This is a genomic window from Aliivibrio sp. S2TY2, assembly GCF_028765525.1.
GTDB classification, from domain to species: domain Bacteria; phylum Pseudomonadota; class Gammaproteobacteria; order Enterobacterales; family Vibrionaceae; genus Aliivibrio; species Aliivibrio finisterrensis_A.
The window spans coordinates 37885-62786 of sequence record NZ_JARACS010000010.1 but is presented as its reverse complement, the minus strand read 5'-3'; the positions used below and the strand labels follow the sequence as shown (position 1 = coordinate 62786).

Annotated in this window: 22 protein-coding genes; 10 read left to right on the top strand and 12 right to left on the bottom strand. The window is 37.3% G+C overall.

The genetic code is table 11. The annotated features are described in order from the left end of the window. Positions 1 to 125 precede the first annotated feature (125 nt). From PVK63_RS14890 to ydiJ, 3 genes are all read right to left on the bottom strand, one after another. Positions 126 to 542, bottom strand: coding sequence for a CBS domain-containing protein (locus PVK63_RS14890; RefSeq protein ID WP_130045608.1), 417 nt, complete (start codon positions 540 to 542; stop codon positions 126 to 128). A 128-nt stretch (positions 543 to 670) separates the two neighbouring features. Continuing rightward, the gene (locus tag PVK63_RS14885; protein ID WP_130087696.1) at positions 671 to 2263 is read right to left on the bottom strand and encodes a hypothetical protein; all 1593 of its coding nucleotides are present in this window, start codon (positions 2261 to 2263) and stop codon (positions 671 to 673) included. A 162-nt stretch (positions 2264 to 2425) separates the two neighbouring features. Beyond that, positions 2426 to 5458, bottom strand: a complete 3033-nt coding sequence (gene ydiJ / locus PVK63_RS14880) for a D-2-hydroxyglutarate dehydrogenase YdiJ (RefSeq protein ID WP_130087695.1) — start codon at positions 5456 to 5458, stop codon at positions 2426 to 2428. Between the two features lie 266 nt (positions 5459 to 5724). On the opposite strand from ydiJ, the gene PVK63_RS14875 reads away from it, so the two are divergent. The 3 genes from PVK63_RS14875 to PVK63_RS14865 all read left to right on the top strand — a co-directional run bounded on the left by PVK63_RS14875 (position 5725) and on the right by PVK63_RS14865 (position 7613). After that, positions 5725 to 6420 carry a DUF3334 family protein gene (locus PVK63_RS14875; protein WP_130047906.1) on the top strand — a complete coding sequence of 232 codons (696 nt, stop codon included), beginning with the start codon at positions 5725 to 5727 and terminating at the stop codon, positions 6418 to 6420. Between the two features lie 200 nt (positions 6421 to 6620). After that, positions 6621 to 7310 (top strand): DUF2786 domain-containing protein, encoded by a 690-nt coding sequence (locus tag PVK63_RS14870; RefSeq protein ID WP_130045604.1) that lies wholly within the window; start codon positions 6621 to 6623, stop codon positions 7308 to 7310. Positions 7311 to 7424: 114 nt separating this feature from the next. Beyond that, positions 7425 to 7613, top strand: a complete 189-nt coding sequence (locus tag PVK63_RS14865; RefSeq protein ID WP_130045603.1) for a hypothetical protein — start codon at positions 7425 to 7427, stop codon at positions 7611 to 7613. A gap of 11 nt (positions 7614 to 7624) precedes the next feature. Here PVK63_RS14865 and PVK63_RS14860 read toward each other — a convergent pair whose 3' ends face one another. Together PVK63_RS14860 and PVK63_RS14855 are read right to left on the bottom strand one after the other, a co-directional pair. After that, on the bottom strand, positions 7625 to 8314 hold the full coding sequence (locus PVK63_RS14860) for a GntR family transcriptional regulator (RefSeq protein ID WP_130047900.1): 690 nt from the start codon (positions 8312 to 8314) through the stop codon (positions 7625 to 7627). Between the two features lie 10 nt (positions 8315 to 8324). Beyond that, complete coding sequence (locus tag PVK63_RS14855; protein WP_130087694.1) at positions 8325 to 9269, bottom strand: precorrin-2 dehydrogenase/sirohydrochlorin ferrochelatase family protein; 945 nt, start codon at positions 9267 to 9269, stop codon at positions 8325 to 8327. 308 nt (positions 9270 to 9577) lie between these two features. Here PVK63_RS14855 and PVK63_RS14850 point away from each other — a divergent pair, with 308 nt between their 5' ends. Further along, on the top strand, positions 9578 to 10240 hold the full coding sequence (locus PVK63_RS14850; protein ID WP_045102312.1) for a Bax inhibitor-1/YccA family protein: 663 nt from the start codon (positions 9578 to 9580) through the stop codon (positions 10238 to 10240). 96 nt (positions 10241 to 10336) lie between these two features. Here the strand turns inward: PVK63_RS14850 and PVK63_RS14845 are convergent, their stop codons facing one another. Next, positions 10337 to 11362, bottom strand: a complete 1026-nt coding sequence (locus PVK63_RS14845; RefSeq protein ID WP_130087693.1) for a tetratricopeptide repeat protein — start codon at positions 11360 to 11362, stop codon at positions 10337 to 10339. 232 nt (positions 11363 to 11594) lie between these two features. Between PVK63_RS14845 and PVK63_RS14840 the strand changes: the two genes are divergently transcribed. The 3 genes from PVK63_RS14840 to PVK63_RS14830 all read left to right on the top strand — a co-directional run bounded on the left by PVK63_RS14840 (position 11595) and on the right by PVK63_RS14830 (position 15693). Further along, positions 11595 to 13976, top strand: a complete 2382-nt coding sequence (locus tag PVK63_RS14840; RefSeq protein WP_423734709.1) for an ATP-binding protein — start codon at positions 11595 to 11597, stop codon at positions 13974 to 13976. 1 nt (position 13977) lies between these two features. After that, positions 13978 to 14853, top strand: coding sequence for a mechanosensitive ion channel family protein (locus PVK63_RS14835; protein ID WP_130087691.1), 876 nt, complete (start codon positions 13978 to 13980; stop codon positions 14851 to 14853). A 144-nt stretch (positions 14854 to 14997) separates the two neighbouring features. Then, positions 14998 to 15693: a tetratricopeptide repeat protein gene (locus PVK63_RS14830; protein WP_130087690.1), complete on the top strand. Its 696-nt coding sequence runs from the start codon at positions 14998 to 15000 to the stop codon at positions 15691 to 15693. A 69-nt stretch (positions 15694 to 15762) separates the two neighbouring features. Here the strand turns inward: PVK63_RS14830 and PVK63_RS14825 are convergent, their stop codons facing one another. Together PVK63_RS14825 and PVK63_RS14820 are read right to left on the bottom strand one after the other, a co-directional pair. Then, positions 15763 to 17235: a bifunctional NUDIX hydrolase/phosphatase PAP2 family protein gene (locus PVK63_RS14825; protein WP_242511079.1), complete on the bottom strand. Its 1473-nt coding sequence runs from the start codon at positions 17233 to 17235 to the stop codon at positions 15763 to 15765. Next, positions 17232 to 17717: a GNAT family N-acetyltransferase gene (locus tag PVK63_RS14820; protein ID WP_130045596.1), complete on the bottom strand. Its 486-nt coding sequence runs from the start codon at positions 17715 to 17717 to the stop codon at positions 17232 to 17234. The genes PVK63_RS14825 and PVK63_RS14820 overlap by 4 nt, the downstream gene beginning before the upstream one ends. A gap of 249 nt (positions 17718 to 17966) precedes the next feature. Between PVK63_RS14820 and PVK63_RS14815 the strand changes: the two genes are divergently transcribed. Beyond that, complete coding sequence (locus PVK63_RS14815) at positions 17967 to 18698, top strand: phosphatase PAP2 family protein (RefSeq protein WP_130047895.1); 732 nt, start codon at positions 17967 to 17969, stop codon at positions 18696 to 18698. On the opposite strand, the gene PVK63_RS14810 is transcribed toward PVK63_RS14815, so the two are convergent. Beyond that, a complete protein-coding gene (locus PVK63_RS14810; protein ID WP_130087689.1) occupies positions 18695 to 19576 on the bottom strand; it encodes a LysR substrate-binding domain-containing protein in 882 nt (293 codons plus the stop codon). The genes PVK63_RS14815 and PVK63_RS14810 overlap by 4 nt on opposite strands. Before the next feature lie 326 nt (positions 19577 to 19902). On the opposite strand from PVK63_RS14810, the gene PVK63_RS14805 reads away from it, so the two are divergent. Both PVK63_RS14805 and PVK63_RS14800 read left to right on the top strand, forming a co-directional pair. Beyond that, a complete protein-coding gene (locus PVK63_RS14805; protein WP_130045593.1) occupies positions 19903 to 21204 on the top strand; it encodes an anaerobic C4-dicarboxylate transporter in 1302 nt (433 codons plus the stop codon). A gap of 40 nt (positions 21205 to 21244) precedes the next feature. Next, a complete protein-coding gene (locus PVK63_RS14800; RefSeq protein WP_130087688.1) occupies positions 21245 to 21958 on the top strand; it encodes an aspartate/glutamate racemase family protein in 714 nt (237 codons plus the stop codon). On the opposite strand, the gene nrfF is transcribed toward PVK63_RS14800, so the two are convergent. Genes nrfF through PVK63_RS14785 form a run of 3 tightly spaced genes read right to left on the bottom strand, consistent with a single transcriptional unit; the run spans position 21955 to position 24859 of the window. Then, complete coding sequence (gene nrfF / locus PVK63_RS14795) at positions 21955 to 22416, bottom strand: heme lyase NrfEFG subunit NrfF (protein WP_130087687.1); 462 nt, start codon at positions 22414 to 22416, stop codon at positions 21955 to 21957. The two genes, PVK63_RS14800 and nrfF, sit on opposite strands and share 4 nt — an antisense overlap. Before the next feature lie 2 nt (positions 22417 to 22418). Further along, positions 22419 to 22958: a DsbE family thiol:disulfide interchange protein gene (locus PVK63_RS14790; RefSeq protein ID WP_130087686.1), complete on the bottom strand. Its 540-nt coding sequence runs from the start codon at positions 22956 to 22958 to the stop codon at positions 22419 to 22421. An 11-nt stretch (positions 22959 to 22969) separates the two neighbouring features. Then, positions 22970 to 24859, bottom strand: coding sequence for a heme lyase CcmF/NrfE family subunit (locus PVK63_RS14785; protein WP_130087685.1), 1890 nt, complete (start codon positions 24857 to 24859; stop codon positions 22970 to 22972). Positions 24860 to 24902: the final 43 nt, after the last annotated feature.

Sequence of the window (24902 nt, the reverse complement as noted above, 5' to 3'; positions counted from 1 at the left end):
TAGTTTGTCTACACTAACTATAGACCTTAGAGCTAACTCCAGGGTCAAGAATAAATTTACTCACATATAAAAAAAGACACCGAAGTGTCTTATTTTATTTATATCAAATTTTATAGCTATAATTTCTACACTGGATGTTTGAAACAATGTCCAATTGACTCACTCAATGCCTGAAGTACATTTCGACGAGTGATTATCCCAACTAACTTACCTTCCTCTACCACTGGGTAAATTTTAGGTTTATTTGCAGTCATGGTCTGCGCCAAATCAATAATCGTATCTTCAGGTGTAACCGTAAGTACTTCTGTTTTCATAACATCTGCAACAACGTGCGTGTCTTGGCAATGGTAACTTACACCAATTAGCGACTTAATCAAATCCTGCTCTGAAATGAAGCCAATCACTTCACGTTGTTCATTTACAACAGGGCCGCCAATATGCTGCGAAGTAATAAATTGATCCAAAGCCGCTGATAATGACATATCCGCTGTCAAATAAAGAGGTCGTGCGCTCATGTATTGTTTTACTTTTTTATTTTCCATCATAGCCTCCTAACGTGCTATCAATCAGTTTTGATAACTTAAGTGTGGACTATTTTTAGGAAAAAGCTAAATCACTCTTTCCTATCTCTGTGATGGATGAAACCTATTGAGCAAAAAATTACCTAAATCTATGAACCACCCAACAAAACATCAATTAAGATTTTCTTATTTTGTTCAACGGATGACATTACGTTTTCATACCCTGCAGTGTTATTTGTTCTTTCCATTCGATGAATCACCGTCAAACATTGTTTAATGTTTTCAGGATCTTTCATCAAATTTTTACCTTTTAGCGTTAGAGTAAGCAGCATGTAATTTAAGTCTGATGAATAAGGGTACGTTTGACCAATTTTAATCAACTGTGCTTTATTACCATCTGAAGACGTTTGTCCTCTTAGCCATTGGTAAACTTTATTTAATTTTTGAAAATGCGTCATACCTTGCTGTAACAACTGAGGCGCATTCTTTTTTAGGTTCGCTTGATCAAATATTTTATATAGACCAACACACAGTTTTACCTCGCCTGACATTGCTAATACACCAAAAGCAGCAACACGAAACTCATCTGATGCTACTTTTCGCTCAGATAAAAAGCGGTGATAACAAGTCGTCGCTATTGCCTTGGCTTTATAACGCTTACCTTGTTTGTACAATTGACGAGCAATAAAAATATTAATATAACCCTGTAGTTCATCACGCTTATCCATCGCTATACGTTTTTTTAGCGTAATGATAAGTTGCCCAAAATAACGACGATACTGATCTTTATTTAAGGTCATATTTGACTTGTAAACAATGTCTGCAATATCCATGATCATACGATTTAATGTCGTAGGATTAATACCTATATGATAAAAACGTTTCATTACCATATTATGTACTAATGCGGGTTCATTATTTTCAATGATAAATTTTAAATAAGAATAGAAAGCATTGTCATTTTTTGGATTATGTTCAAAAGCTTTTGCTAAAGAAGCTTGGACTTTAGATAGCTGTTTTGCTTCAGTATAAATATCAGCAAGCATTAAGTTTGCTTTGAATAAATACTTTTTCGAACGAAGTAAAAGCTCAAGAACAGGGATTGCTTTTGGTTTTTCTACCACATGACAATACGCCATTAAATTCTGAGGCATTATTTCACTTTTGTCGTGACGCTGATACACTTTTTTAAAAGTTGAAAAATCTTTCGCTTTATACAACTCTTCTAAAGTCATATTGAGTAACATTCGATTTTTATACGTTCCAGGATAAGTCTGTGCGCGCTGAATAAAAGCGGATTGAGATCCTTTGACTTCGCCCACTAACTTTTCTATAAGCAAGGTTAGATTAAAGGATTTTTTAATTAAATCATCTATATAACCAAAATTAATTGGACTATTAACAACAAAATCAGGAAAAAGCTCTCTTGCATTAATATCATCAACTAGTGAGTCATCATTATCAATGTCGATAATAAAAATAGGACGTTTACCAAACTTAGCTTTTTCACGAGCGTGGTTAACTATCTCACAAATTACTTCATGATCAGCATAATGGTATTCAATAAAATAATAGTCATAAACAGGTAATTCTGAAGCTCTCATACTGACATTAAAAGAATCAGCACTCTTAAAGCCTGCTTTCTGAAAAAACTGACGGATCTGAGTACTACGCTCTCTTTTTTCAGTAAAAACCAACACATTCATTTGTGGAATGCGTCTAATTAACTCAGCACTGCTCATTTATCATATAACTCTAACAAAAGTAACACCAACAACATACCAACCCGTAAATATAAAGAAACCCTAAATTACATATAAAATCAACATACATGTAAAATAACGTGAACTAACTCACGGAAATTCTGCGCTACTTTATCACAAAATAACGCAGAATTAAGCTATTTAAATATTCGTCAATATCGCTTGTAAAGGATGCTGCAATTGCTCTCCTTCAAAGCGCTTTACTTGACTTCGGCATGAGTACCCAGTGATCAGACAGCGCTCTTTATCTAAATTAGCTAAGTTACCTTTCCAACTTAAATCATAAATTGCTTTTGAGCTCTCTAATTTATCCGCTTCATGTCCATAAGTACCAGCCATACCACAACAACCTACCGGGACCGTATTTAATGTTAATCCAAAATGAGTAAATATCTCTCCCCATTCCTTTTCAGCATTTGGCATTTTAGTTTTTTCAGTACAATGGGCAAATAATTGCCAAGGCCTTGTATCAAACACCGTCGCTTTATCAAAAGAAGATAGTTTAGGATACAACCACTCATGCACTGTCAAAACTGTAAAATCACCACGGTTATCCGCCAAAATTTCATTGTATTCATCCCTATAGCAAAGAACTAATGCAGGATCTACGCCAACCATTGGTATTTTTAATTCAGAAACTTGATTTAAAAACTCACTTGTTGTTTGAGCTGTGGTTGTAAACTGTTTTAAAAAACCTTTTACATGCTGTGCTTTGCCATTGGGTTTAAATGGCAACAATACGGGCTTTAATCCTAGGCGTTGAATGAGTTCAACAAAATCACTCACGACACCAGCGTCATAATAACTAGTGAACGGATCTTGAACAATCAGTACATGCTTCTTACGTTCCTTTTCAGAAATACCTTTCAATTTTTCTAGGTTAAATGGAGAAATATTTTTCTTCTGACAGTGTTCAGCTAACGTGGGAACAGACAGTAAAGGCATATCAACATAGCCTACTATTTTTTTCGTTAACGTTTTCGTTGCAGATTGTTTTAATATGCCATTAATCACTTTGGGTACTTTAGCCATGAGCGGCAACATAGTTTCAATATTCGCCACCATGTAATCTTTCATTGGTCGTTGATAACGGCTGTGATAGATATTTAAAAAACGCGAACGAAAACTTGGTACATCTACTTTAATTGGACATTGGCTTGCGCAGGCTTTACAAGCTAAACAGCCCATCATTGCGTCATGCACTTCATGCGAATAATCGTATTCTTTATCTTTATTTATACGATTTCGAATACGATCTATAATTTGCTTAATCGAGGGGCGCTTTGTTAGAAGTTCTCGCTCTAACTCAACAGGATCAATTCCTTGTTCTGATAATTGACGCAACCATTCACGAACAAGCCCTGCTCGCCCTTTTGGAGAGTGACGACGATCTGCTGTTACTTTCATTGATGGGCACATTGGTGAGCTTGTTTCATAATTAAAGCACAAACCATTACCATTACATTCCATCGCTTGATTAAAGCTATCTCTTACTTCAATTGGAATTTGGCGGTCATAATATCCACGCTTTGTATCACTTACTTTAACTAATTCATCATTACTGTCTAACGGCGTACAGATTTTTCCCGGATTCATTTTATTGTGAGGGTCAAAAGCACTTTTCACGCGACGTAACTCTAGAAATAGCTCTTCACCAAAAAACTCAGGTCCATACTCTGAACGGAAGCCTTTACCGTGCTCCCCCCACATTAAACCACCGTATTTTGACACTAAAGCAACCACTTGATCTGAAATGGTATGCATTAATGCTTCTTGTTTTGGATCGCACATATCTAACGCAGGACGTACATGCAGTACCCCAGCATCAACGTGGCCAAACATACCGTAGTTGAGCTGATGTGAATCTAATAACTCTCTAAACTCTTGAATAAAATCAGCCAAGTTCTCTGGTGGCACACAGGTATCTTCAGCAAAAGCAACAGGCTTTGCTGCCCCTTTCGTTGCACCTAATAATCCCACGGCTTTTTTTCGCATCGTATAAATACGACCAATGCTAGCTACATCTTGCGTTATTTGATAACCAATAATACCGGCAGCTTCTGATTCAATAAGTTGATCTAACTTTACAATAAGATCCGAAACTTGTCGTTCAACCACTTCTGGCTCTGTTCCTGCAAACTCCACCATATTTAAGCCAAGCATTTCTTTGTTTGGAACATCAGCAATTAAATCACTAACGCTATGCCAAACAATGTCTTGCTTTGCAAAATTCAGTACTCTTGAATCGATGGTTTCTACAGAAAGCGCATTAGCTTCAACCATAAATGGGGCATTTCGTAATGCAGCATCAAACGTATCATATTTTACATTGATTAAAGTCCTGGCTTTTGGAATAGGCGTGATATTGACTTTCGCTTCGGTTAAAAAGGCTAATGACCCTTCTGCACCACATAACACTCGCGTTATATCGAATTGATCGGTTTCTGTATTTAATGCGTTTTTTAAATCGTATCCCGTTAAAAAACGATTCAATGGAGGGAACTTCTCTTCTATTTTTTGACGATTTTGGCGACAAACCCCAGTAGTAACATCTAAAACAGACTGTATAGGATCTGGCTGTTCATCATAAGTGAGCTCTGTATTCAAATACGAGCCATTAGCAAGAACGGCTGTAATTCCTAATACGTGATCGGAGGTTTTTCCATATTTAAGTGAACCTTGTCCCGATGCATCGGTATTAATCATCCCACCAATGGTTGCACGGTTACTGGTTGATAAATCAGGTGAAAAGAAAAAACCATGAGGTCGAAGTGCATCATTTAATTGATCTTTAATTAAACCGGTTTGAACTCTCGCCCAGCCTTGTTCAATGTTGATCTCAAGAACGTTATTCATATGGCGTGATAAATCGACCACAATGCCTTTTGTTAATGACTGTCCATTTGTGCCTGTTCCACCACCACGAGGAGAAAATGTAATGCTTTTATATTGTTCTTGGTTTGCTAATTTGGTTAGGCACTCAACGTCTTTAGTGGTTCTTGGCAACAATACTGCCTGTGGCAATTGTTGATAAACACTGTTGTCGGTTGATACGGCTAAACGACTCGAATAGGTTGTTTCGATATCACCACTAAAATCGGTTTTCTTTAATGCTTCTAAATAACCAACTACTTTGGGGTCAATAGTAGATTGGAATGGTAATACTGGTAACATTGCTCCATGCTCCTTTAATCGCTGATCCTCAGCGTCATTATGTTGTTCTATACACACTTTACAACATCTCGAATGGATAAAACATCTAACCTATGCTATATCGGCTAAATATTTGTCTTTTTGCCTATCAGTCTTGTTTCTCATTTAAAAATAAGTAGGCAGATACACCGCGCAGACCAGTAACAGCACGCTGCTCTGGTTTGATTCTGTGGCATATTTATTGCTTGTGTAATTCATATCGCCGTAACACTTTTATAGAGAACGTTATGAAACCTGCAATAAGAAAAAGCAAAACAATCACTACTGATGATATTTTATTAACACTTTGTCGCTCAATGTCAGGCGTACTGAGTAAAGCAACTCAAAGTTCAGTGAACTATTCAGCAATGGTTCAAAAAATCACTAAAACGAGTTTAAAGCCAGACTTTGGGTGTTTTGTTCTCTTTGATGGGGGCTTCTCTGGGTTAGTAGTAACAAACTTTACTAAAGATGCCGCACTAGAATTGTATACAAAGTATATGCGTAATATGGGCATGCCAGATGAAGAACTTGCTATTTTGCACACTTCAGATGAAGTTGGAGATGTTCTTGGTGAATTAATGAACCAAATCGTTGGTGACTTTACAGGCCAGATCCGCAAAACATTGCAAACGACGATCTCACAAAACCAACCAAAGATGCTTTCACTAAACAAACAAGTGATCTTATCAGTTGATACTAATTTAGATCGCCCTCAAGCCCGTCGCGTTACTTTTACTACAGAAAATAATCATATCTTCTATCTTGAACTAGCAATGGATAAAACTGAATTTATTCAACTTGAAGAGTTTGAAGAAGAAGAAGAATTTAATGCTGATGATCTTTTTGAGCAGCATAAATCAGGAAGTAATCAAAAATCAGAGAGTAAAAAGGATAGTTCTCAAGATTTTGATGATTCATTATTTGATGAGCTAGGCATTTAATTTACTCTATCGAATATATTTAGTACTAAATGTAATTGGTGTTTCTGTGTGATCGTTACTTACATAGAGCACCACCTTAGGTTCTCGTATATATCTTTCTCCTTACTAAATTCTCTTCTACACCTTTTGAATACCAAATACCTTCCAAATTAAATAAGAGACAGGTAAAATAACGGCCCCGTAAAAAGTAAGGTAAATCTATGTCGTCTACAAAGCAAAAGGCTCTAAAAAAGATCGCTAAATGTCTTGAACTTGGTAATTCAGCTAATGTGAATGAAGCAGCTCAAGCCATTAAGATGGCGCATCGCCTTATGCTTAAGTATGGCCTTGAAAAAGATGACATTGAATTTATTAAGATGGGGAAAACACAAAGTACTCATCTACTTCCGAGTAACGTTGGCAGCAATATTTTAAAAATCATTCGTGGTATCAATACCCGATTTGGTGTTGAAGCGGTATTGCTAAACCACAAAGGGCTAAAAAAAGTCGAATTTATTGGTTCTGCTGATCGTGCTATTTTCGCGGCTTTTGCCTTCGATATTGTTTACCGTGAAATGAATGAGCAAACCGGCCAGTTTAAAAATAGTTTTGCAGGCTCTGGCAAAGGACAACTCGAAGTCACTAAACGAGTGAATTCATTTTTAGCTGGTTGGATTGAAGGCGCTCTTGAAAAATTACCCGTAATTGCACCCGATGACGAATCAGCAAACAAGATCAATGATTACATCGATAAAGAATTTAAAAATATTGACCGTGAAACGTTTAAGCAACAACTAAAAGAAGCGATGGCGAATATTACTGCTGATTATGAGAAAGGCCTTAAAAAAGGAAGAACAATTTCAGTTAACCGCCCTGTTGCTGGAACCCAGGCTCCAAAGCTTTTAAGATAATACTTTAGTCGCATATTGAGTATAAAATCAAAGCACTTTGATTTAAATCAAACAACTGCCCTTGATTGCACGATACTTTAACTTTGTTAAATAAATGTATCAGGGAGCGATATTATGACTTTATTAAGAAACCCTAAATGCTATACCGATGTATGTATTGATGGAAAGTGGTACCACTATGACCACTGCGGAACTAGGGTTTATATGTTAAAAGGCGGAGCCTCTGCTGAATTTGATCTAAACTCTGAACCTCTGACCGAGGGAGAGCTTATTAATCAAATCAAACAAATCTCACCTTTTTAATGAATAAACTATTACTCTATTTCAATTGTGACTAGATCATGGGAAATTCGAAGTACTTGCAATAAATAGCTGATATTTTGGTTATTTATTGCTGTTTGAGTAATAGACATTAGCATACTACCACTACTGATATTTAACGTACTTGACTCTAATTCAGTCGCTGGTGCCACTTCGACTTTCACTCTATTCTTTTGACTTTCGCACAAATAATGCACTTTTAAATACTCAGTAAGATTCGCATCTTCGTCTATCATTGCTATGTTTGAAAACTGTTTTTCAGGTGCATACTGATATTGAACTGCGGCCTTTCTTCCTTCAATGGTCCACAATTTAGTCTGCATTATTACGTATGAAAATGGCGGCAACTGTAACGTTTCTGCAATCTCTTTCGGTGCTAATACCCTTTGTGCGCTTATACTGCTTACAGCGTAATGCCATTTTTGTTTTTGGCATACCTTAGCAAAATCAGTGTCGGTTACAGGATTAAAGCTCAATGTATCTGTAGAAACGAACCAACCACGACGCTCTTCTTTATATACTTTACCTGATAGAGCTAAATGATTGAGCGCCTCACGCAGAGTTATACGTGTGGTTGAGAAAGATTCTGCAAGCACTCTCTCTGATGGCAACTTATGTCCAGATTTTAGCATTCCACTTTCTATTTGCTCTTCTATGGCGTCTTTTATCATCAAGTATTGCATTTAGTCCTCCTTAAAGCGTTGGGACATAAATGTCACTTGATAAGTAAGCTTGTAACGTTGCATTTCGCAGTAAATGTCCCTTTTTTAATAAGATCGTGACTCGTATATTTTCCACTTCCGCTTGATGTAGGTACTCTGCAATCTCTTGCTCTGTATCGACATAAAGACGCTCTGCATCACGACGACATAATTCCACAAACTCTGAAGGGCAATCATTAAAACAAATCACCCATTCTGCTTGCTGCATTAAACGTAACGATTTTAACGTTAACATTTCTGTCTCTTGATGATATTCGATCCAATTTCGTTCAGCCTTTGTTTCGATATTCGATGATAAGTACTGTGAAAATAACTGCTCTAATTCATTTCGTGTTGTTAACTTTTCGACTTCAGGAGATCGTAAAAATGTTTCCCAAAACTTACGGCGCTCGTCAACCGTCATAAAGTGTTGCTTAATCACATTTCTCTTATCAGCACCAAAATCAGCTAACATGGCAATCTTAGAGGACAGCTGCGTTTCCATTTGCTCACGTATCATTCTTATTAAGACTGGTGACGAACCACCACTAGATATTGCAACTTGAACACGTCCTCGATTTACCATTGATGGCGTAATGAAATCGCAATGCGGTGTATCATCGACAACATTGACTAAAATACGAGCGTCATGTGCATCACGATAAACTTGATGATTCAACTCTGAGTTGTCTGTCGTTGCCCACACTTGAACATATGATTGTTTATCAAGTAAATCGCTATGATAAAAACCTTTTATATAATGAATCTTATCTTCTTCAACGTAATTCATTAGGTAAGATTTAATTGAAGGGGCCACCACGGTAATATCTGCATCTGCTTGCAATAGCATATCTATCTTTCGACACGCCACTTCCCCACCACCAATGACTAATACTGGTCGCTTTTGAATATCCATAAAAATGGGAAAATATCTCATTACTGCTCTTATCCTTAATTTTTATTCTCTGAGAGCACTATACCTTGCTTTCATAAAAGAAGGTATGTATTCACAAACTTGTTAACTTCAACAACATAAGACCACGAAAGTACTTATAACCACTATCTAGGTGAATTTATCACTTGTTACAGATGCTTACAAAGTACGCAAGCTAAGTTAATACACTGATGTAAAATGGTTTCCAGCTCAATTAATTCAGTTCAAAAACGCGAACAAACTTGATTTTTTGAACTATAAGCGCCATAACTGTCTATATATTTATGTCTGTCCATTCCAAGGGGAATACGATGAATAATCAAATGTTCGGCCAAACTCATACTCAAGAGTCGGCTCTACAAACAAATAAAGTATTACGTAATACTTACTTTTTACTATCAATGACACTGTTATGGTCAGCACTTGTTGCTGGTGTATCAATGGCACTGAACTTACCTCGCCCAGGTATTATCATTATGCTTGTTGGTTTCTACGGTCTATTGTTCTTAACAGAAAAGAACCGTAACAACAGCATGGGTCTTGTATTTACTTTCTTATTTACAGGCTTCCTAGGCTACACGATCGGTCCAATCCTTAACATGTACATTGGTGCAGGTATGGGTGATGTGATCTTAACAGCACTTGGTGGCACAGCCCTTTCTTTCATGGCTGCATCGGCTTACGCATTAACAACTAAGCGTGATTTATCATTCCTTAATGGCGTGTTAATGGCTGGTTTTGTTGTTCTTCTAATTGGTATGGTAGCGAATATCTTCCTACAAATGCCTTTATTACACCTTGCAATGAGTGGCATGTTCATTCTGTTCTCTACAGGTGCGATTCTATTAACAACACAATCAATCATCCGTGGCGGTGAAACAAGCTACATTTCAGCAACGATTACGCTGTATGTTTCTATCTACAATATCTTCATCAGCCTACTAAGCATTCTTGGTATTATGCGTGATGATTAATCGATAAGTATTCGATAAACATAAAAAATGCCAGCCCTCACAGGCTGGCATTTTTGTATCTATTATTCTAGAGTTCGCTCATACACCAGAAACACACTAACTAGTATACATTGCACATTCATCACTAATGTCTTCTGTCGGTAAGTAATTTTCTCTAACATAAAACTTGTTAAGTAAACGAATTACCGAGTGTTTCTTTACTGGTTTCTCATCCATTAACACATGCAGCTTACGAGCTACATTTTGAATCGTTAATAAGTTTTCCAGAGGTAAGCTTGCCTCTAAATCATTCTTTAAACTATGAGCTTCTTCATGCCCATTAGCCACAGAAAGATAAGCCCAGATGTAAGCAACTGCATTATGGGAAGAAGACACTTTTTGGTTATATTGAGCTGAACGATATTGTGATTCAGGGCTTTTAAGCTCTCCACCACGCTCTGTCCAATAAATCGCTCTGTAGATATCTTTCTTTACTCCTATTCCATGATAGTAACAAGAGCTAACGGTAACCATAGCTTTAGGATCATCTTGATAAGCTGCTCGTAACATCCAATAAAAGCCTTCAGGGTGCCCCTCTTGCTGCCTTTGGTACCATTGAGCGAGAAATAATTGAGCTTCAAGATGCTCATTTAATGCTAAGGTCGTAATCGTTTTTAACCCTAACTCTATATCTTTCTCGCAACCTACCCCTTCTAAATAAAGTTTACCTAAAATAAAAGTGGAACTTTGTTTTCCTGTAGAGTCACCTAGTCGCGCAGCCCAATATTTAGACTTTTCACTGGCTTCAGGATCATCATAATTATCATCATACAATCGAACTAACGCATAAAAAGCTTGTTGGCTATTTTTCTCAGCCGCTTTGAGGTACCACTTTATCGCCCCGTTTTGATCAACAAGCTCTAAATCAGCCCCTAGTGCCAACTGTGCTGTAATATTCCCGCTATTCGCTCTATTTATTTTATCCTGTCTATCTGCTTCATCATCAAAAGTAGCTGGCGTAGATACATGCAAGTCATGCTGTTTACGTCGAGCTCTTGTTAACCTTTTTTTATCAACAGAGTGAAAATGCCATATCATGACAATTAAGCAAAATACACTGCCAAAAAATAAGAACCAATACATATCAATATCATCGAAAAATGGAACACGTTTTTATAAACCTATTCTAATGATTTTCGCACTCAATTAGAATGAATACCTTTTAGAAATCTAGCTTTATCTTGCTATTTCTTATGAAAACGCACACAAACATACAAAACAACACAGTTTGAGTATTTTTTATTTAGAATTCCTAGCTTTGTTACTGTTCTTTTAGCAAAAGTTAGCTAAGGTTATAAACAAATCATTCATTATTATGGCTTATATGAAAAAAACGTCTCATTACTATTTGTTTGTGTCTCTTTTTATCTTCTCACACCTTAGCTTTGCAAGCTGGGGGCTTTCTGATGAGCAACCAATAAAAATTAGCCCTCAAGTTCAAACAATTGAAAATGATATTAGAGCTCTACCAGAACAACATTTTTTTTCTAGTAATGATTACGCGCAAGTAAAGCGGCTACTATCAACAACGATTTCTCAGCAAAAAAAACACGCTGAGGAACTTAAAACAGCGCTAAAAAACTATAGAAAAGCGCCAGATGAGATGAATTGGTTATTGGTTGAAAATAATCATCAATCGTTAAATTCATTAAATTTAAGCAAACAACAATTACTAAAATTAACAGACCAAATTACAAGAGATCAATTAACTGGGTTTGGCCCATACGGAGTAACTCAATTTTATTCTGAATTAACCATTACTCAATTAAATATCGAATATTACATTCATTACCAAATCCGCAGTTTTAAAAATTTATTGCGTGATTTGAGAATATCTCCAGTTCCTATCATTAGCGTTATTTTTAAAGTGCTTTGTGTCTTTTTTATCTTTAGTTGGTGGCTTAGAAATAGTGATCGTCTAATTAAAGACTTCAAAAAATCAAAACTTGAAGGAACCAATAAACCCAATTTATTCATCCGAGGCATTTGGTACCTAACTCGAGCACATAAAGCGATAGCTTGGTTACTTCTCATTACGGTTACGCTACGTATTATTTCAACACTACCAAGCTTACAGCACCTAATATTTTTGGAAATATTTACATGGTGGGTATTGGGTGGCTCAATAGCGGTAAGTTTTATCCTTGAATTTATTTATCGCAATAGTAAGCATAATAAAAAAGAAATCATTACCTTACGTCTAGCGTCTATTCGCCATTACGTTTGGGGGATTATTGTTGCTGGTGTCATTTTACAAATATCTTCAAGAACACTGGGGCAAGGTACTATTTATGCTTGGATTAATTCTTTAGTCTATTTATTCTTTGTTCTTTTAACGGTTTATACTCTCAAACAATGGCGGACGATTGTTTTTGATAGAATCAACCATATTGATCCATTACCGGTATCAATACAGTGGGCAGCTCGTAACCAAGAAACATTTTTAATCTCAATTATTGCTACAGCATGTGCTGCAGCTTGGCTTTCATGGCGAGCGATTCAACACAGCGTTATTAGTGTGTTATCTCAATACGCTGCATTTAGCCATGCTTTAGCGTATTTATTTAGAATAGAAGTGGCTAAACAAACCGAAGTGTCTCGTGAACAGTCTAATCTTGTTCGAATTAAGGGTACCGCTGCTTTTGATTACATATCTCCAGGCTCTGAAGAGTCCGTATTAATTGAAGATTATGCTAAAGAAGAAATGACAGCCCTGTCACGTTACCTATTAACTGACAGTCCAGCAGTATGTGTACTTTCTGGCGAACGAGGTGTAGGTACAACTACCTTACTAAAACGCTTACTTAATAAAGTAAAAAATGCACAGCCTCTCTACTTAAATTGCCCATATGATGGATACTCTGCTTTATTACCAGAATTCGCAAAACAGTTAGGGTTATCTGAAGGATCAACAGAAAGAGATATTCTTCAGCATTTACGTAACAGTGATACTTGCTATCTATTGGCTTTTGATAATACGCAGCGCCTAGTCAAACCGAAAGTAAATGGTTTAGTCGATTTAATGAAATTAACCAACCTACTTCGTCGTGCTCGAAAAAGCCATCGCGTTGTATTAGCTATCGAAAAATCAAGTTGGCGTTTCATTGATCGCGCTCGTGGCGAACGTCTATTATTTGATCTTGTTACCTTTATGCCTAAATGGGATGAAAAACAAATTGGTCAGTTGCTCGAATCTCGCATTACCACCACACAAGCAGCAGAAACGAATGAAAAAACACCTTCAATTTCTTTTGATGGCTTAGTGCTACCAAGACAATGGGATGAAGAAAATTTAACAGAAGAAGAACGAGCTAAAAACGGATTTTATCGTATTTTGTGGGATTACTCTGATGGTAACCCAACTGTCGCATTGCGCTTTTTCCGTTTATCGTTACATAGGGATAAGGATACTGATGCCGTTTTAGTTCGATTATTCAGAGCCCCGCACTCAGACGACTTAGAAGCTATGCCTAAGCCGATGCTTGCCGTTCTTCGCTCTATTGTTCAGCTTGAAATTGCTTCTCCAGAAGATCTGTGTGAATGCAGTCGATTAAGTATGGCTGAAGTCATCAGTACACTTAGATACTTTCAAAGCCGCGGCTATATTGAATGGAGTGATGATAAGGCTCGTATTTCTGATCATTGGTTCCGCCACATTACAAACGTTTTGCATCGTCAACACTTATTGGTGAAATAATATGCTTAGATTATTTATATTTTTCATTACGCTCACCTTTGGTAGCACAACCTTTGCTGAAGAAGCTCAATCTATCGATAACTTACACCAGTTTGCCAGTTTAATTCGCTGGAGCGGTGTCGCTTTTTCATTCGTTATTGTATTTGTCGCTTGGCTATTATTGCGCTTTACTCAATCGATTGTTGATGGGATCAGTAGTCAATTTGCTCAACGCCGTATGTTGATGCAAAAATTACAATCCTTCTTTCAATTCTTTATTTATATGTCGACTGGTATGGCGGTATTCATGCTCAGTTTTCGTGTTGATGAAAGAGTACTGGCATTAATAGGCGGTACAATTGCGGTTTCAGTTGGTTTCGCTTTAAAAGATCTTACTGCTTCTTTTATTGCAGGCCTGACCGTTATGATTGATCGCCCTTTCCAAGTCGGTGACAGAGTCACATTTGAAGGACACTATGGCGATATTATTACTATCGGATTACGTTCAGTAAGAATGCAAACCTTAACTGATGACATTATTACGATCCCGAACAATAAATTCTTAAATGATGTTGTTGTAAGTGGGAACTATGGTGCATTAGATATGCAAGTAGTTATCCCTTTCTATATTGGTATGGATCAAGACATTAATACTGCGCGCGATATTATTCAAGAAGCGGCATCTTCTAGTCGTTATATACACTTACCAAAACCGGTTGTTGTTTTAGTTAAACAAACCATTACTGATAACTATTTGGCTATACAACTCACCTGCAAGGCTTATGTTGTTGATATAAAGGTAGAAAAGTTATTTGAGACAGACATTACTTTACGCGTTATGCAAGAGTTCAGAAAATCTAATATACTGCCTCCACGTATCGCAGTGCAAAGTCAATAAGCTTTAAATAGAAGCTCTTATTCTCAAAGAGCTTCTACGTTCAAAAACATTATTTTATTCAATTCATTGCCTTATTATCTCTCGCTGTCCTCTAATTTTATTGATAACATATCATTCTATATTAGCTAACTCTTTGGTTCTGTAATGAAATTAATATTAAAATCACTCCTATTATCTGCGTCATTATGCTCCTCCTTAGCGTTAGCTAATACAGAAGCACATCAAGATTACTTAAAAGGCACTGCCTATTTAAACCAAGACAACTATAAAGATGCGATTACCTGGTTAACAAGCGCTGCAAACAATGGGTCAATTGAAGCACAAAATAAAATAGGTGTGATGTACGCGAAAGGTATTGGTACTGGTGTTAATACGCACTTAGCCATTCAATATTTTACTAAAGCAGCCAAAAATGAAAGCTCAATGGCTTACTATAACCTTGGTAAAGTATATGAATCACAGAATAAGTTTACGACAGCTACCAATTGGTACAATAAAGCAATTGAGATGAATAACAGTAATGCTATGAATAATCTTGCAGACTTGTATCTACAAGGCAAAGGATTAGTTCAAAATACTAATCAAGCTGAATTGCTGTACGTCCAAGCAGCTGAATTAGGTAATGCGACCTCAATGCGCAATCTTGGCTTTCTATATTTTAAAGGTATTGAGGTTAAACAAGATATGGAAAAGGCGTATTTTTGGTTTAATTTAGCTGCAGCGAAGGCTTATCCTGAAGCAGACACATATCGAGATTTTACTGGCGAAAAACTGTATAAAACACAACGAATTTCTGTACAAAATGACGCATTAGAATGGCTAGAAGAGCATTCTAAATAAACCTATCCGCATCTTTTGTTATGACTTAATAGTGGTTGCCTTCGTTAACTAAGGCAACCACTAATCTTATCAAGCCTTTCTACGATCATTTAAATAACGTGGCAACCAAGCTGACATCGTGATGAGCATAAATATTTGCGCGAAGTTTTCGACTGATTTTATAACTAAAACAATAACCGAACTTGCTTCTAATGTGCCTAATAATAAATCGGCACTAAAACGTATAGCTATTATCACAACTAACAAAGCACACAGAGTCAATAAACGATCTTTTATGTTAAGTATCGGCTGCGCTTTCGATAGCGAAATGGCTAAAACTACAGCCCAAGATAACACTGCCATATATAAATAATTCATATACAGCATAATAAAGGCAATACCACTGGTTACGAACGACATAATTAACCAAAATGGCATACCTGCTATCACACGATATAACAAATCGCCATGCTTACGCTGTAAACTCGAAAAATGGACAATAACCATCGCGCCCAGTGCAATACCTACAATAGAGTCTGTTAAAAAGTGAACGCCTAACCATACTCGTGAAATTGACTGCACAATTATCAATCCAACAAAAAGACAGGCATATCGATGTAGTATCAACGTCGATAATTGTTTTCTCTTTAATGAAAGATAAAACACACCATAAATGATAACGGAAAGCATGGCGTTCATGCTTGGCATTCCAAATCCATTAGCTTGAGTAAGCTGCAATTGCGGCAAATAAACAAACGGTCGAGGTAATGCTAGCCCTTGTTTAGCTAATTCGGTAAGAACAACGCTTAGAATAATACCGAATAATAATGTCAGTGCAGTTTCACGCCCCAAATACACCAGTGCAACAATAAATAGGAAGTAGAAAAAAGTATCTGAACTCGTTTCACTTATCATAATAAAAAACATTTTAATGCTAATGTTCACTAAAGCAGGCAAGCTGTCTATGCTTTCCCGTAGAGACATTAACAATTCTAATTCGACTTGGTGTATATCTGATGCTTGACCAACTAAATTATTAACCCAGGTAATTCTGTTATCACTCTCTAGCGGTTTAGCAAGCCAACTCTGAAGTAACTCCAACTGTTCTGGGTAACGATATTTCTCATGTTTTATTTTATAAGGTTCGGTTAAGTAAACTGCTTCGGTTTCAATACCGTAATGAGGAGCAAACCACGATGGTATTCGATAAAAGCCATTACTGGTTTCTAAATCAAATACAATAATATCGGAATCACTGGTACAACGATAAATTATAGCCTTTTCATCTTGGTGTAAGATTTCTTTTGCTGTCACAACTAAGCCAGCTTCTTCCCATGTTTCTCGCTCAGCGGCTTCTCTGGCCGTTTCTCCCTTATCAATACCCCCTCCCGGTAATGATAACTTCCCCGTAATTAACTCTTCAATCAAAACTACTCGAAAGCCATCATCAACAACGCATACCGCGCCTTTTGAATTTGGTGCTTCATCGGCTATTGCTGGTATAGAAAAGAGTGCTGAAAACAATGTTGAAAGAAATAACATCAAAGTAAAAAACTGCTTCATATTTCATCCTCTTTTAAAGATTTACGTAAATAATGAATATGATCTTTTAAGCCTTGCTGGTTATAAAAATCTAATGCCTTTTGATTAAAATTCCAAACTTCAACAAAGAGTTCTTTTACTCCATAATCCTTTAATTCTTGCTCAATTCGTGCCATTAATTCTTCAGCAATGCCATTTCTGCGATACGTTGATTCTACGTACAGCTCATCTATGGTAGCCATCATCACCGGCTTACTTACCGTTGAAACTAATTCACAAAAATGCGCGGTAACAAATCCAATAACTGCACCGTTAAACTCTGCTACATATACTATGCAGTCAGGGTCATCCAAATAACGAGAGATGCTTTTCTCTTCTTCTATCTCAGAAGCCGTTTTAAATAATTCAGGGCACTGTTGATGATGCTCATCATGCAACTGATACATCATTGAATTTAAGCAAAACAAATCGATTTCTTTCGCTCGACGAATAACTGAATCCATGTTGATACCAAATAATAATAGAACGGTAATTAGAGCATGATTTATATACAAAAAAAAGCTCTTCAGAATGAGAATCTGTATTCGTTGAACGACCTATCAGTTTTACCTAAGAATGCGTAAATACGTCATCGTATTGAACCATAAAATAATTAATCGCTCTAATTAACGCTTTTCCTTACTTTATTTTGACTATAAAAATGTTAATCACGATACACTCATTTCACTCACTATCTTATAAAATAAGTAATTATGTTTTTTTCTTTTTCTCCTAAACATCGCATTTACGAATTAATCGCTTTTTTTCTGTTTATTTCAGTTATGGGGACGGTTTTACTACTGACCCCTGCTCCTGATTTATTCGCATCATTACCGCCGTTTGAAAATGAACTTCTTAAATGGTTGAGTCGTTCAGCAGGTGAATACCTATTTATTCTTACCTTAGCGATTCTCTGTTCAATCCCTATTATTCAGCGATTACCTATAAAAAAAACACTCTCTTTATATCTACAGTTTGGCATTCTTCTCGTATTGAGTTTTATGCTTAAAAGCGGTGTAAAAGCAATAACTGAGATCCCTCGTCCATATACACAAGCCTTAGTACAAGTTGATCTTGTTGACAGTACTGAACGTTTTTATTCATTAGATGAAGACAGCAAACAAGCACTGATTAGCCATACCGAAAACAGAGTGAGCCCAGCCCGTATTGAACAATGGCGAGCAAGTACTAACTATTCATTTCCATCTGGACACACTATATTTGCTGCAATCTGTGTCTTATTTTGGGGCGGATTTTTATTACGTCATAAGCACTATCTTTTAACCACTGCCGTCATTACTTGGGGAGTAGGTGTTGGTTTTAGTCGTATTTGGCTTGGTATGCACTGGCCTTTAGATCTAATTGCTTCAATTATCAGTGCGTCCGTCTTAATCTTATGTGTTCCTACAATTTGTTTAGAAAAAGCACCAAATTCTGAAAACTAGAACTCTATTTCACACAAAATGCTCCATACCTTTTCGCCTGCTGGATGTAACCTAGCTTGATAGCGATAAGCATAATACTCAATAGAAAGTCGTAATGTTGGTTCGCCAATAATTGCGACTTTTTTTTGTTTTAACTCTTCTTTAATACTATAAGCAGGCAACCAAGCAATTCCTTGACGATCAAGCACCAACATTTTCAGCATATCGGTCATTGATGACGAGAATATTGGATTTAATTGTACTTGCTCTCGCACTGTTTCAACTTGTCTCCCCATGTATGACGTTGAGCTATAAGCTAACCATGGTAAAGGATCTCCACTATCAAAATTAAAGATCGCCTTGCCTTGCTCGTTACATGCACTAACTGGCAATAATTCGGTTTTAGACAGTAATTGAGATTGATAAGGCGGCAGTCTTAGGATCTCATCATCAAATGCTAATAAAATATCACACGCGCCCTCTCTTAATTCTTTGGTCGCCTGATCAACATCAATTGCCTCAACACTTAATATCGGTTTGTAATCACTCTCTGGTAATAAACTTTGTATTGTAGGAATTAAACTTGTAGCTAATGAATGAGCTGCCGCGATTTGTACAACGTTACCTCCCAATCGGGATAAATCTGAAATTTGATTAATACCCGTCATTATTTGATTAACCAATGTTCGTGCCGTGATCCGGAATAGTTTCCCACTGGGCGTTAACTCAATCGGTTTGCTTTTTCGATCAATCAACTCAGCACCCACGGTATCTTCTAATAAACGAATCCGTCGACTAAACGCGGGTTGAGTTACATTCCTTAATGCCGCGGCTTGAGAAAAGTTCCGCACTTTTGCTAGCACTAAGAAATCTTCTAGCCACTTACTTTCTACATTCATGTCATTTTCTCACTGTCCTTTAAAGGGACGAACATCACTATTCCTAAAATGCATTATTACGATTTACATAATATTTTTATGCTAGATAACTCTAATAAATCACTTTCAGAGAAAACAATTTCATCTACAACGTATAAAAATCATCCAAAAAAACGACTTACTGAGAGTTAATTCTAATTTTTACGCTTTTAGCTATGCCGATTTGACATACAACTATAATTCTTAGCATTTAACAAAAACCACAACGACTGACATGATTTATTCAACTTCTGCATTAGCAAGATTAATTAAAAAAACTTAACTATTTAATATAAAAAGGATGTTGTATGTCGGTAATAATCGAGATATCTGTTGTGTTAATTTGTATCTATTGGGGACTAAAAATGGGTGGCCTCGGTGTTGGTTTAGCGGGAGGTCTTGGGCTCGCGATATTAACGCTTGGGTTAGGACTTGAACCTAGCGCTCCTGCTATCGATGTTATTTTGATCATCATGTCTGTGGTAACAGCTGCATCAACAATGCAAGCGGCTGGAGGAATGGATTGGTTGGTTCATCACGCTGGTAACTTAATGCGTCGCCATCCAAAATACATCAATGTATTAGCACCAATGATTACTTGGTGTATGACTATTATGGCGGGTACTGGTTACACCGTATTCTCTACTCTTCCTGTAATATCTGAAGTCGCTAAAGAAATCGGTGAAAGACCATCTAGACCACTTTCTGCCGCGGTTGTAGCATCTCAAGTTGCCATTTCGGGTTCTCCGATTTCTGCTGCAATGGCTGCAATGATTTCTATCATGGAGCCTGCTGGCGTTAGCTTTTTAGAGATCATGGCTATTTGTTTACCCGCCTCTTTTATCGCTGCTATGGTTGCTGCTTTTGTTGCTTCTCGCCAAGGCTGTGAGTTAAAAGACGATGTTGTTTACCAAAAAATTCAAAAAGAAAACAAACAACAAATAACCAAAACGACAGAACTGATAGATCCAAAAGCCAAATATTCTGTAATGTTCTTTGCATTAGCTACCTGTGCAATCGTTATCTATGCTGCCATTCCATCCCTTCGTCCTGTTTTTCCAAGCGGTGATGTGATGTCAACACGAGACATTATTATTGTAAGCATGTTTGCTGCGGCGTGCTTAATGGTGCCAATGTGCAATATCCACCCTGATCGTATTATTCGTACCACGACATTTCGTTCAGGCATGAGCTCTGTTGCTGTGATTCTAGGTATCGTAACTATGGGCTCTACCGTTGTTAATGCACACCTACCTGAAATAAAAGAGTTTGCAGGTTCATTACTTCACTCTTACCCAATGCTGCTGTCTCTCGTTCTTTTTGGAACCTGTACATTATTAATGTCTCAAGGTGCAACCACTCCTCTTATCATTCCCTTAGCTCTTAGTTTGAACGTCCCACATTGGGCTATTTTGGCATCATTTGTCGCAGTAACTGGTGTCTTTGTTCTACCAACATATCCAACCTCTTTGGCCGCTATCGAGTTTGACTCAACGGGTTCAACTCGAATGGGGAAAAACATTTTCGACCATCCATTTATGTTACCAGGGCTAACTGGTGTCATCGTCGCAATTGGCGTTGGTTTTCTACTGGCTCCAGCTGTTCTTTAGCGCTAAATCGATACAATAAATTTATTGAAGGATTAATATTATGAATAAAAAACTAGGTATCTTAGGTGGGATGGGGCCATTAGCAACCGTTGAGTTTATGATGAAAATAATAACTCAGACACCAGCACATAATGATCAAGAACACATTCCAATGGTAGTGAGTAGTGTTCCACAAATTCCAGATAGAACGGCATTTATTATGGGCCATGGTGAAGATCCTTACCCTGAATTAAAACACAGCTTTGATCAGTTAGAACAGTCTGGTGCAGAATGCATTGTTATTCCATGTAATACTGCACATTATTGGTATTCACAGTTAAGCGCGACTAGTCATGTTCATACCATTAGTATCATTGATAGCGTTGTACAAGAGACCCAAATACGTAAACATAAAACGGTTGGGTTACTTGCGACAACTGCAACAATGAAAGCAAGAATGTATCAACAGAAGCTCAACCAGTATGATATTGATGTGATTGAAACTAATGACATGCAGCAACAAGCAGTTATGCAAGGTATCTACGAAGTTAAAGCTGGAAACATTGAAAAAGGGAAAGCGTTAATGCTACCTGTATTTAAAGATATGTTATCCCGAGGCGCAGAAGCGATTATTCTTGGTTGCACTGAAATCCCAGTAGCGCTAGCTGAGCAAAATTTACAGTCACCGCATCATTGTTTGGATTCATTAGAAATATTAGCAAAGTATTGTGTTGAATGGTCTTATGAAGCAGAGCCAGCAGCGATAGCAAGCTAAGAAGATTCTTTACAATTCTTATTCACTGATTTAACCGCCATAATGCCAAAACCAATAAGTAGCAATAACGGCAATAGCCAAAGCACATAGGTTTTCGCATTTAATGGCGGTTCATATAAAACAAAATCCCCAAAACGACGCGTCATAAATGCTACCACTTCTTTATCACTCTTACCTGCTTTTATTTGCTGATAAACTTCCAAGCGTAAATCTTTGGCTATTGGCGAATTTGACTCGACTAAATTTTGGTTTTGGCATTGAGGGCAACGCAATTGTTTCGCTAAATCAATAGAGCGTTTCTGCTCTTGTGGTGAATTAAATTCAAACAGCTCGACGCTTTCAATTACCTCTTTATCCGCGCCAACAAACAAGCTTGAACCATTATCAGAATTAGCCTGAACAGATACCGAGCTAAATAATGCAATAATTAAGAACAGTAATTCTTTGCATTGTTTCATTATTATTCCTCAAAAAAATGAGCAAATTCACGTTGCCATTTTTTCTCATCTAAAGCGCCAGTAAAGCGATGTAATATCACCCCTTTCTGATCAATTAAAAAAGTTGTCGGTGTACCAAAAACACCTAAATCCATTGCAAGTGATCCTCTTGGATCGAAAATCACCGTTTGGTATGGTGAACCTGTCTGCTCTAACACTTGTTTCGCCGCAATGCGATCGTCTCGATAGTCTAAGCCAATGATGGTTATGCCCTGCTCTTTTAATTGATGTAAAAACTGATGCTCGGTTTTACAAATGCCACACCAAGCTGCCCAAACGTTTAGCAAGGTTAATGGCTGTTGCTGAAATAACGATTCATTTAATAATACAGACGTATCCATGACTTCTGGCAATTCAAAAGCAGGGATACTCTCACCCACCATCGCTGTTGAAGTACTTGATTCTTTCGTTTCTAATCCGCTAAGTAATACGATAAAAATACCAATACATACACTAACGGCTAGGCCTATTTTCGCTATTGTTTTCTTAGAACCTGTTTTCATCAAGAGTGCCTTTATGCTTCTTCCGCTTTTTTCTTTTTAATGATGGCGATAATACCACCTAATGCCATTAAGATAGAGCCGAACCATATCCACCTCACGTACGCTTTATATTGTAAGCGAAGCGCGAAACTACCATCTTTAAGTTTTTCACCCAAAGTGACATAGATATCACCATGCCAAAACCAATGCATCGCAGGTTCACTCATGTTCATCACACGTACTTGATAATGACGACGCTGTGGCTGAACTGTCGCTATTTCTTTGCCTTCTTCACTGATCACTAAATTAGCTTGCTCTGCGGTATAGTTCGAAGCAACTAACAAATCCGTTTCTACATAAGTAATCTCATAATCGGCTAATTTCGCAGTAATACCTGGTTCCATTTTCGCACTGGTTTCAAAAGAGTGCTCAGCATTCATTGCCGCCCCAATCATCACAACGGCAACGCCTATATGTGCCACTGCCATTCCAAGCGCTTTTCCTTGTGATTGTTTTATTGTCCATAATGAACCTCCAACAACAGCGACAGCTAATACCCAAATAATCGATGGCACAATAAATAGCTCACTGTATTGAAGTCGGTAGATAATCAACCCACAGATTATTGAACCAAGCACCAAGTGTAAACCGTTTCTTTTGGTCGCGATTTCTGCTTTTTTGCCCCATTGAACGAAAATTGAAACGGCCATCATCAACAGCGCTATTATCGCCATAGGCACAAACAGTAGATTGAAATAAGGAGCACCAACAGAGATATTTCCTAACCCTAAAATTTGAAAAATCATAGGATAAAAAGTGCCTAGCAACACGGTTATTGTCGCTATTGAGAACAGTCCTGATAACAGTAGAAAAAGAAAATCGCGACTCATCAACTCAGTGATCGATTTACTATTTAGCTGTTTACTTTTAAGTGCATACAAAGAAAATGAAACTAAAAGCACAGCAAAAAGGATCAATAACAAAATAATGCCACGAGTAGGATCAACCGCAAACGCGTGAACCGAAGTCAATACACCCGAACGCACCACAAAGGTACCAAGAATACTCAAACTAAACGTAAGCAACGCTAAAACGACAGAGGTTTTAAGTAGCTGTTGCTGTTTATGGCTGACAATTAACGTATGTAATAACGCGGTTGCCGTTAACCATGGTAATAACGAAGCGTTCTCTACCGGATCCCAGAACCACCAACCTCCCCAACCTAATTCATAATATGCCCACCACGAACCTAAACTGATCCCTGCCGTTAATAAAGCCCATGCCAGTAAGGTCCAATTTCTTGCATAACGAACCCATGTAAATGGAACTTCTTTCATCATTAGCGCTGCCAGAGCAAAAGAAAACGTAGCGGCAAAACCAACATAACCCAAATAAAGTAATGGTGGATGAAATATCAATCCAATATCTTGCAACATTGGATTCAGATCTCGGCCTTCTAATGGTGTATTTACATAGATAATAAATGGATTTGAAGCGAAAAGAGTAAAAGCGGAAAAAATTACAATCAGTGTATTTAACACCAATAAAACACGAACGACATAAGCCTGCTCAACCCGCTTTCTATTTAGCGTTATAAGCCCTGCCCATAAGGTTAAGGTTAATACCCAAAACAGTAATGAGCCTTCGTGGCCTCCCCAAATAGCGGCAATTTTAAAAAAGACAGGTAACGCTGAATTAGAATGTTCAGCAATGTATCGAATTGAAAAATCATCGATATAAAAACCATAACCAAGCGCAGAGATAGAAAGAATACAGAACAAACCGCTCAGTAAAGAAAGAGGAAAAATAGCCATTAACCATTGTTCGTCACTTTTAATAAGACCATACCCAACAGAGCCCATAGCGACAAATGATAAGATCATCGTTGCTATTAACCAAAATTGACCGATTTCAGCAATCATACTGCCCCATTGATTTCCATAAAATTAAACCGATATAAAAACG